The organism is Citrobacter gillenii (genome assembly GCF_013337685.1).
Taxonomy (GTDB): domain Bacteria; phylum Pseudomonadota; class Gammaproteobacteria; order Enterobacterales; family Enterobacteriaceae; genus Citrobacter; species Citrobacter gillenii.
In genome coordinates this window covers 765,606-773,357 of sequence record NZ_SUQN01000002.1, presented here as the reverse complement: position 1 = coordinate 773,357, position 7,752 = coordinate 765,606, and the positions used below count along the sequence as shown (strand labels likewise).

Here is a 7,752-nt window from a genome sequence, read left to right as displayed (position 1 = left end):
CGATAGCCTGGAGAAATAAGCGGAGGGAACCACGAAGTGGCAATTTTCCTGCCGGGAGCCGGGATTGTAAAGGGCGTGGCGGAAAACGCCCTTTACACGTTCACAGGAATCGGTGCCTCAGAAAAACGATGAACATGAGGTGAACGGAACCTCTCTCTGAGATAGCATGTTCATCACCTCCCCAACACTGGTTGATGCTTTCTGAAACTGAGTCGTTGAATGAACAGTATTACCGGTAACGGGGCCTTTTTTATGGAGTCAGAGAGAAGCATGAAACGAATTGTACTGACATGTGCGGCACTGCTGCTCAGCAGCCCGGCGCTGGCAGAAGACTGCACCAGCGCGAACACCCAAACTGAGATGAACACCTGCGCCGCTGAGCAGTTTAAAACGGCGGATGCAAAGCTCAATGATACCTATCAGAATGCGCTTAAGCGTGCAGCGCCCGCTCAACGTGAATTACTGAAAAAGGCGCAAGTCGCGTGGATAACTCTGCGCGATGCTGACTGCGCGTTAATCAGCTCAGGTACGGAAGGCGGCAGCGTGCAATCGATGATCGCGAGCCAGTGTCTGACCGATAAAACCCACGAGCGCGAAGCGTTTCTCGCCTCGCTGCTGCAGTGTGAAGAAGGTGATTTAAGCTGCCCGTTACCGCCCGCCGGTTAACGCACGCGGATCCCTTCGATAATCATCCGCTGGACGTTCTCAACCGTTTGGTTAAAAAAGGCTTCATCGCGTAGTGTCGCACCCGTCACTGCTTCCACCTGTGGAGCAAAGTCGGCGTAGTGCTGGGTTGAAGCCCAAATCATAAAAATCAGATGATGCGGATCGACCGGAGCCAGTTTGCCGCTACTGACCCACCCGGCAATCAGCGCGGATTTCTCATCAATCAGCGTTTTGAGATCTCCCGTCAACTCGGTCATCAGCAGCGGCGCGCCTGCCAGCATCTCCATACAAAACAGCCGTGATGCCTGCGGGTAATCGCGGGAAACTTCCAGTTTGAGGCGGATATATTCTTTGATCGCCACCAGCGGCGCAAAGTCTTCACGAAAGGCCTTCAGCGGCGCCAACCAGATGTCGAGGATCTGGCGTAACACGGCAATATAGAGCACTTCTTTTGACGGGTAATAATAGAGCAGATTGGTTTTTGACACGCCCGCCTGCTCAGCCACCTGTTCAAGACGCGTTCCGTGGATCCCAAACTGGGAGAAGATATTTAGCGCCGCAGTTAAAATGGCCTGGCGTTTCGCGTTGACCGCCTGCGAGCGTTTACCTGTTTTTTTCTCTACGCCTTGAGCCATCCGCCCTCTCCTTGTTCTGAGGGCGTCAGCATAACAAATCATACGGTGAATGGATAAATTAAAGCGGCCACGGGAAGTAGTTACCGTGCATCCTTCAAACAAAAAAACCGCCGGATAATCCGGCGGCGGTGGCTTTGCGACGTCTGTCGTTGAACGCTCAGACGTCACGATATAGTTAACAGACAGCCTGGCAATTACGTTTTGTTATTGCCGTGGCTATTTTTGCCCCCTTTTTTGCCTGCCTCTGAAGCGCGTTGCGGGTCATTCTTGAAATTCCCCCCGCTGTGCTGGCCACCTTTTCGACCTGCTTCTGATGCTCTTTCGCGGTCTTCCGCAAAGTTGCCGGAACCGCCTCGATGGTTTGCCATTACTGACCTCCGTCATTGATTAGACATCATATTGCATAGGTACTGAGGAGTGATACCTCACGCAAGCTGTGGGCAATGCCCTATGTTCGCTGCGTGGGATTAAGCATAGTGAAGACTGGCCTGACAACCGGCTAACGGTAATATTCTGCAACAGGTTTGTCGGTATTTGGCGAATAATCACCGCCGGAAATCAATAACCCTTTCTTATGACTAGCAAATCCAACCTACTCAAAAATGTATCATTTTGCGACAAAATAGAACTGCCATTAAAATTGTTATAAATCAAAGAAATGATGGTGAAATTTGCACTCCTGGCAGTACGTCATATCTTTAAAGAGAGGTAGCGATTCGCTACACAGACGGTTAACTCGAGGAGTAGTGTAAAATGGCAAAAGTTCTGGTGCTTTATTATTCCATGTACGGACACATTGAAACGATGGCCCATGCAGTCGCAGAAGGTGCAAATAAGGTCGATGGCGCGGAAGTCATTATTAAGCGTGTGCCAGAAACGATGCAGCCTGAGATCTTCCTGAAGGCGGGCGGTAAAACACAAAATGCCCCTGTCGCGACCCCGCAAGAACTGGCTGATTACGACGCCATTATTTTCGGCACCCCTACCCGCTTTGGCAATATGTCCGGTCAGATGCGTACCTTCCTGGATCAGACCGGTGGCCTGTGGGCTTCTGGCGGCCTGTACGGCAAACTCGCCAGCGTATTTAGCTCAACAGGAACCGGCGGCGGTCAGGAACAAACCATTACCTCAACCTGGACAACGCTTGCCCACCACGGGATGGTCATCGTTCCTATTGGATACGCCGCGCAAGAGCTGTTTGACGTCTCGCAAGTTCGCGGCGGGACACCGTACGGCGCGACCACCATTGCCGGGGCCGACGGCTCTCGCCAGCCAAGTCAGGAAGAGTTGTCTATCGCCCGCTATCAGGGTGAATATGTCGCCGGTCTGGCAGTAAAACTCAACGGCTAATCTGCAACAGGAGGATTCGTATGCCAACTCAAGAAGCGAAAGCCCATCGCGTCGGTGAATGGGCGCGTCTGCGCAATACATCGTCGGAAATCGCCGAGGCTATTTTTGAAGTCGCCCATTATGACGAGAAACTGGCGGAGAAAATTTGGGAAGAAGGCAGCGACGAGGTGCTGATCAAAGCCTTCGAGAAAACGGACAAAGACTCACTCTTTTGGGGTGAACAGACTATCGAACGTAAAAACGTCTAGCATCATGACTCCCCCGTCTGTACGGGGGAGTTTCTTGTTATTTCACTCTACTTTGCCGCCGCATTCAGCACGCTATCGAATTTATCGATCGGGCAGAAGCCATTCGCATCTATCGGGCAGCCTTTCAGTTCCAGCGTCACGCGCTGCGCGGGTGATTTCAACGTCAACACCTGTGCATCACGCAGCTGCTGCGAGCTTTGATAAACATACTCGATTTTCATCAGATCCCGGTTAGCATTACTGTCATGCCAGCGCTGGAAGACAATCTTCCCGCCAATCGGCGTGCGTTCGTTCTGGTCATGCAGCTGATACGGTTTGAAATCCAGCGCGGTGAGTAATGACGCAATGTTGGAGTCGTGACCGACCAACACGGTAATTTTCGGCGCTTTTGTACGCCCGGTCACCAGTGCATTATCGATATATTTCACCAGCGGCTTGGCCACATTTTGCGCCACGGCTGGCGAGGTAAACAGGCTGTCCTGATAGCCATTCTTCAGCTTTGACAGCACCTTCCACTGTTGATCGGATTTGATCTCACCCCAGGCCACCTCATTTAGCGGGAACCCTTCGTAATATTGCAACGTGAACGCATCCACCAGCGAGTTACCAACCTTTAGCGGTCCTGAAACTCAGGCTCCTGTTGGTACTTCGCAGTAAACGTGTCTTTGGCGTCGGTCAGTGAGCACTGCTGTTTTTCTTTACAGGACGGTGAGTCTTTGTAGTTTGTCATTTGCTCTAGCAACTGGTAGCTGTCGCTAAGCTGCATTTTGCTGCGCTCTTTTTCCATCGCCTGCACGGCCTGCTGACTAAATGCGGCAGAGTCGTCAGTGATTACCGGGTTGAAGGTGGGATCCATGGTGCCCATTTTTTCCTGATGGTGCACGGGAACATCGCAGCCCGGGAACGCGCCGGTCACAAAGAACTGCGCCGTTGCGACCGTACGCTGCAGGCTATTGGCGTAGGTATACACCGAGTCCGGGGCCGGACATTCACCGGATTTCACCATCCCCTGCTCTGCCAGCCATTCACGCATGTAATGGCCCATATAGATTTCCAGCACCCCGCCTTTGGTGGTGAGTTGACCGCCCGGCACATCCCACTGTGGCCACGGCTTCGGCGTTGATTGCTCCAGAACACTGCCATTATTGGCTAAAGGTGCACGTAAGTTATGTCGGCTCATCATCAATACTTGCTGGAGTTGATAGCCCTCCGGCGCGATCTGCGCCTGTGCGGCGGATGACAGTAATACGACCCCTGCCACGGCTGCGGCGATTAGCGATTTATTCATCCCTACGACCTCTTGTTGTTATCAATCACCACTGAGTGTGACAGAAACAAGACATTTTTCCGGGAACGCTTTCGCAAAATGCAGGTGTAGTTAAGGGTTTATCTCAGCTGTAAAAAAATGCCGGGTTTCCCCGGCACGATATTCAGAACTTTTTTGCCCACCACAGCCGCAATTTCATGCCCCAGTAACTGGTCCAGCCGCTGGTTGTGGAGACCACGCGGCCTTGCGACATCACTACCAGCGTCGGCGTGACGCTAACCTCCCAACTGCGGGAGAGCGTGCCATCGGCGTCATTGATGACCGGGAAGTCCACGCCTTTGCGCGACAGCCAGCGAGACACTTCCGCTTCACTGCCGGAGCGTAACGCAATGGTCATCACGTTCTCGCCTTCCCGCTGCAACCGGGCAACATCCGGTGTGGTGAAGCGACAAACGCCACACCAGCTGGCCCAGAAATAGAGCAGCACAGGTTCTTGTTGACTGAGCGCCGCCAAGGTAACGGTTTCACCCTCCAGCGTCTGCAATGGCGTGCTGTCAAAAGCGGTGGGGAGCGTGGGCGCTCGCCACGCATCCATCAGCAACATCGCGCCCGCAATCAGCACCAGTAAGATGAGCCCTTCGCGCAGCCAGCGGCGCAGTTTACTTAGCATTGGCCGCCGCCAGCTTTTCTTTGACCACGGCTTCCAGCGTTTCCCACGGTACGGCACCTGGGATCAGTTCATCGTCGATGATCGTGGCAGGCGTACCGCGCACACCTACCAGCCGCGCCAGTTGCAGGTTGGTGCTCAACGTTTCCATACTTTTATCATCCAATGTGACCGGGGTTGCCGCCGATTTCTCCTGCGCCTGTTTGATGCTGGCAGCAGTATGGTAGCCTCTTTTCTGCATCAGTTTTTCATGTAACGCCTGGAACTGCTGCGGGTGCTCACGCCAGGTCATCAGTGCGGTGCGCGCCGACAGCACCGAGCTTTCACCTTTAAACGGCAGCGGTTTAATCACTACGGCTACGTCCGGGTACTTTTGCACAATTTTTTCCAGCATCGGATCCAGCTGCTTGCAGTACGGGCAGTTGTAATCGGTAAAGTTAATCAGCGTCAGTTTTGCCTGCTTCGCGCCAATGCGCGGACTGTCCGGATCGTTAAACAGCGCTTCCTGAATTAACGCTTCAATTTGCTTTTCCTGCTCCGGGGTAAACGGCGCGGGCTCTTGCGCCACACTGACGGCAGAAAACAGGGACAACAGCAGAACAATCAACAGTTTCATGGCGTGACTCCTTTAGCATCTACCAGCATGTTTAACACCGCATCGCGGGTTAACAGCGTCGGCAACGCCTGGCCTTCCGGCATGCCGGGGCCATAAATTTGGTTAAACGGCACAGCAACCTGGCCGCGTTTTTTTAGAAATTCGGTAATTGCTTCAGAGGGCAGCGTCCAGTCACCGCGCAGTGCCACCACATCGGGCTGCTGCAGGGCGGCCTGCACGTCTTCTTTATTCAAGACGTTGAATTTGTTGACCTTACAGGTAATACACCAGTCGGCGGTCACATCGATGAAAACACGTTTATGCTGAGCCAGCGCGTCGGTGATGGCCTGTTCACTTAGCGGCTGCCAGTTGACGCTCTCTTTGGCAGCACTTTGGCTGGTAAACCCCAGATGCGGGAGCAGCAACGTTGCCAGCCAGATGGCTGAACCGAGCATCATCACCCCGAGCAAACGCCGCAGGATAGTCATCCAGCGTCCCGGACGCGGTAAACGCAGCGCCAGACCCGGGCGCAGCGCCACCAGCAGCCACGGTAAACTCATTCCCAGTCCTAGAGCCAGAAACAACCCCCACAGCGTGGGTAGTGAAGCCGTTAGCGCCACCGCCACAGCCGTACCCAGGAACGGCGCACTGCACGGCGTGGCAAGCAGCGTCGCAAACGCGCCCTGCCAGAAATGACCGGCCAGGCCATTGCCACCGTGAGTCGCCAGCGTAGTGGTCATCTTTGAAGGTAAACGGAATTCAAACAGCCCGAACAGGCTGGCACTGAACGTAAGCATCACCAGCACCATCACGCCGATAAACCACGGACTCTGGAACTGGATCCCCCAGCCGAGTGCCTGATTGGTCATCCGCAGCACCGTCATCAGCGCGGCCAACGCCATAAAGGAGACCACTATTCCGGCCACCGAAGCCAGAAACTGGCGGCGAACCTGGCGACGGCTTTTCTCCTCGACGAGTAAAATTGAACCCAGCTTCATCCCAAGAACCGGCAGCACGCAGGGCATCAGGTTGAGGATAAGCCCGCCCAGAAGCGCCATCAACACCACCTGCCACAGCGGAAGCGCCGCGCTTTCTGCTGCCGGCGCGTCACCAATGACAAGACGACTTTCCTGAGCGACACCGTTATCTACCAGCACCAGCGTGAGCGATTTACCGCGCAGATCCGGCGCACCCTCACCCCAGCTGTCATGCACCGGGATCGTGGCGCGCAGCGTTTCACCCTCCACGCGCATTGTCGGCATGCCAAAGTCCGCCTCATCGACAGTATCCAGGTACAATCCCGGTGTAGACCAGCCGCCCTTACGCTGCGCCTCGACGACCAGTTCTCCGGCGCGCGCCCCGGCGTGCAGAGAATCCGTCAGACCACTGGCAAGTGGGATCTGCCCCATGGCCTGTGCATAGTCATGGGCAAAAGTGGCGTCCTGGACAGAAGGCGTCACAGAAAAGGGATAATCTGTCAGCAGACAGACGTTGCTACAGGTCGACAGCGTCAAAACGCCGTTCAGCGTAGCCGGTGACGTACCGCGCACCACCATCGGGAACGTCACCCGATCGTGATAGCCCTGGGTGGTAATGTTGGCGACCTCAAAACGCGCAGGCGTGGGCCAGAACCAGTCCACGGTTGGCATAGCGCCCTTCCAGGCAATAGACGGCGCGACGCCGCCCTCGCCCGGTGAGCGCCAGTAGGTTTTCCAGCCATCCTCCAGTTTGACGTCCAGCAGCAGCCGGGTTTCCCCCTCGGCGGACGTATCGGCACGCAGTCGCACACTGGCATGGTCGTTCTCGGCTGAGCGCAGCCAGCCGATATCAGCCGCCCAGGATACGGGCAGCCATAGCAATAACAGACAGAGCAGCGCCTGCCTGAAAACAGTCATCATATTTTTTCTCCGTGAATAATTATCTAACAGTCAGCAACGGCTGCTCTGTCATTCACGGAAGACGCAAAACCTGAGATGAACCCGCAGAGTGGGCGGCGAGATAGCTCGCGGTGGGAAAAACGGCAGACGAAAAGCCCGCACCGGCGCCAGTAGCGACAGAAGCAGGCAAAGCACCAGAATGGCACCTTCAAACAGCACCGGAGGCGAAGCCAGCAATGACTTCGCACTCAGTTCGCAAGGGGTCACGGGTGAGGCGTCATCAGCCTCTGTTTGCGCGCTGGCAACAACGGTTGCGGCAGTGGTGTTCATCTGCAACGCGTGCAGACCCGCCATGCGCTGCGCGGTGCATACCATCACCACAACACATGCCAGGCACAGGAACCACCATCCCATCCGTTGACGTTTTGCCATTTTACCCTCACTGAT

The 7,752-nt window shown here is 55.0% G+C and carries 9 protein-coding genes and 1 pseudogene; 3 read left to right on the top strand and 7 right to left on the bottom strand.

Annotated features, from left to right (window positions below; all coding sequences use genetic code 11):
- Positions 1–270: 270 nt before the first annotated feature.
- A complete protein-coding gene (locus FCH32_RS07365; protein WP_174360703.1) occupies positions 271–666 on the top strand; it encodes a lysozyme inhibitor LprI family protein in 396 nt (131 codons plus the stop codon).
- On the opposite strand, the gene rutR is transcribed toward FCH32_RS07365, so the two are convergent.
- Positions 663–1,301 carry an HTH-type transcriptional regulator RutR gene (gene rutR, locus FCH32_RS07360; RefSeq protein ID WP_096757607.1) on the bottom strand — a complete coding sequence of 213 codons (639 nt, stop codon included), beginning with the start codon at positions 1,299–1,301 and terminating at the stop codon, positions 663–665. The two genes, FCH32_RS07365 and rutR, sit on opposite strands and share 4 nt — an antisense overlap.
- 194 nt (positions 1,302–1,495) lie before the next feature.
- Positions 1,496–1,669, bottom strand: a complete 174-nt coding sequence (locus FCH32_RS07355) for a con-10 family general stress protein (RefSeq protein WP_096757608.1) — start codon at positions 1,667–1,669, stop codon at positions 1,496–1,498.
- Positions 1,670–2,054: 385 nt separating this feature from the next.
- On the opposite strand from FCH32_RS07355, the gene wrbA reads away from it, so the two are divergent.
- Positions 2,055–2,651 (top strand): NAD(P)H:quinone oxidoreductase, encoded by a 597-nt coding sequence (wrbA, locus tag FCH32_RS07350; RefSeq protein WP_096757609.1) that lies wholly within the window; start codon positions 2,055–2,057, stop codon positions 2,649–2,651.
- Positions 2,652–2,671: 20 nt separating this feature from the next.
- Entirely contained in the window at positions 2,672–2,899 is a 228-nt protein-coding gene (locus FCH32_RS07345; protein WP_115258899.1) for a YccJ family protein, read from the top strand.
- 47 nt (positions 2,900–2,946) lie between these two features.
- Here FCH32_RS07345 and agp read toward each other — a convergent pair.
- The 5 genes and pseudogenes from agp to FCH32_RS07320 form a co-directional block, all read right to left on the bottom strand.
- A pseudogene (gene agp / locus FCH32_RS07340) lies at positions 2,947–4,187 on the bottom strand (bifunctional glucose-1-phosphatase/inositol phosphatase).
- 142 nt (positions 4,188–4,329) lie between these two features.
- A complete protein-coding gene (locus tag FCH32_RS07335; RefSeq protein ID WP_174360702.1) occupies positions 4,330–4,836 on the bottom strand; it encodes a protein disulfide oxidoreductase in 507 nt (168 codons plus the stop codon).
- Positions 4,826–5,449: a DsbA family protein gene (locus FCH32_RS07330; RefSeq protein WP_174360701.1), complete on the bottom strand. Its 624-nt coding sequence runs from the start codon at positions 5,447–5,449 to the stop codon at positions 4,826–4,828. Before FCH32_RS07330 ends, FCH32_RS07335 begins: the two co-directional genes overlap by 11 nt.
- On the bottom strand, positions 5,446–7,326 hold the full coding sequence (locus tag FCH32_RS07325; RefSeq protein ID WP_174360700.1) for a cytochrome c biogenesis protein CcdA: 1,881 nt from the start codon (positions 7,324–7,326) through the stop codon (positions 5,446–5,448). The genes FCH32_RS07330 and FCH32_RS07325 overlap by 4 nt, the downstream gene beginning before the upstream one ends.
- Before the next feature lie 48 nt (positions 7,327–7,374).
- Positions 7,375–7,737: a copper resistance protein gene (locus tag FCH32_RS07320; RefSeq protein WP_117341748.1), complete on the bottom strand. Its 363-nt coding sequence runs from the start codon at positions 7,735–7,737 to the stop codon at positions 7,375–7,377.
- Positions 7,738–7,752 lie beyond the last annotated feature (15 nt).